The organism is Mesorhizobium sp. M7A.F.Ca.CA.002.15.2.1 (assembly GCF_003998715.1).
Classification (GTDB): Bacteria; Pseudomonadota; Alphaproteobacteria; order Rhizobiales; family Rhizobiaceae; genus Mesorhizobium; species Mesorhizobium ciceri.
The window spans coordinates 1-1,447 of sequence record NZ_RZPI01000967.1; the positions used below are offsets into that span (position 1 = coordinate 1).

2 protein-coding genes and 1 pseudogene are annotated in these 1,447 nt (G+C 65.2%); all 3 read right to left on the minus strand.

Annotation, left to right across the window (positions count from 1 at the left end):
• A pseudogene (locus ENZ74_RS35500) lies at positions 1 to 170 on the minus strand (alcohol dehydrogenase); the annotation flags it as partial.
• Positions 171 to 288: 118 nt separating this feature from the next.
• The gene (maiA, locus tag ENZ74_RS31620; protein WP_024503824.1) at positions 289 to 939 is read right to left on the minus strand and encodes a maleylacetoacetate isomerase; all 651 of its coding nucleotides are present in this window, start codon (positions 937 to 939) and stop codon (positions 289 to 291) included.
• Between the two features lie 4 nt (positions 940 to 943).
• Positions 944 to 1,447, minus strand: a 504-nt coding sequence (locus tag ENZ74_RS31625) for a fumarylacetoacetate hydrolase family protein (protein WP_164761396.1), incomplete at its 5' end; no start/stop codon positions are given.

Consider the following 1,447-nt stretch of genomic DNA (forward strand, 5'->3'; position numbering starts at 1 on the left):
ACGTGCGGCAGCGTGATGCCTTCGTCATGACCCATCCAGCCATGCCAGTCGCTGCGGCACAGACCGGTCGCCTCGACCTTGATGACGACGCCATCGGCTGCCGGCTTCGGATCAGGAACGGTCTGGATCCTCGGCGCTTCGCCGAATTTCTCGAAGACGACGGCTTTCATCGGCAACACCACCTTTCACACGGCCTGCGGGAAACGATAGCCGATTCCCTATCCGGTCAAGCGAAAATCGATTCCGCCAGCCATACTGTTCCGGTGCCGACGCTACGCAGATGACGCCTTATTCCGCGTCGATCTGGTTCTGGGGCGCCGCTTTCTGGAAGGCCGGCAGCGCCATGCAGGCGGCGTTGATGCGCGCGATCGTCGGGTAGGGCGTCAGATCGACGCCAAAGCGGGCATTGCTGGCAATCTGTGCGGCGAGGCAGATGTCAGCCAGACCCGGCGCGTCGCCATGGCAGAATGTTCCGGTCTCCGCCGACAAGGCCAGGATCTTTTCAAGCGGCTGAAAGCCCTCGTTCACCCAGTGGCGGAACCAGTTGACGACGTCCTCGTCGCCGGCGCCGAACAGCGTGCGCAGCGAGGTCAGCACGCGCAGATTGTTCACCGGGTGGATGTCGCAGGCGATCATCTGCGCCAGCATTCTGACCCGTGCCCGACCGGCCGCATCCCCTGGCAATAGCGGTGGTTCCGGGCTGGTCTCGTCGAGGAATTCGATGATCGCCAGCGATTGCGTCAGCAGCGTGCCGTCGCCGAGCACCAGCGCCGGCACCAGCCCTTGCGGATTGACCGCGAGATAGGCTGGTTCGAGGTGCTCGCCATGGCGCAGATGATGCGGGATATAGTCGTAGCTCAGCCCCTTCATCTCCAGCGCGATCCGCACCCGGTAGGAGGTGGAGGAGCGATAGTAGTTGTGCAGGACGAGTTTGCTCATGCGCTCACTTCGGCTGGCCGATGGTTATTTCGATGGTGCCGATGCCGTCGACGCCGCCGGTCATCGTGTCGCCGGGGCCAACCGCGCCGACGCCTGCTGGCGTACCGGTGAAGATCAGGTCGCCGGGCTCGAGCTCCATCGCCTCGCTGCAGATCGACACGATATCCGGTATCGGCCAGATCAGTTCGGCGAGGTCGGCATCCTGCCTGACCTTGCCGTTGACGGCGAGCCAGATGCGGCCCTTCTGTGGGTGGCCGGATTCGTGCGCTTGCACCAACGGGCTGCAAGGGGCGGAGCGGTCGAAGGCCTTCGACCAGTCCCAGGGCCGGGCGGCCTTCTTGGCCTCGTCCTGCAGGTCGCGGCGGGTGAGGTCGATGCCGACGCCGTAGCCCCAGACATGGTCCAGCGCCTTGTCGCGGGGAATGCGGAAGCCGGCCTTGCCGATCGCGGCCACCAGGTCGATCTCGTGGTGCAGATTGGCCGTCAGCGGCGGGGGGGGGGGAGGGGG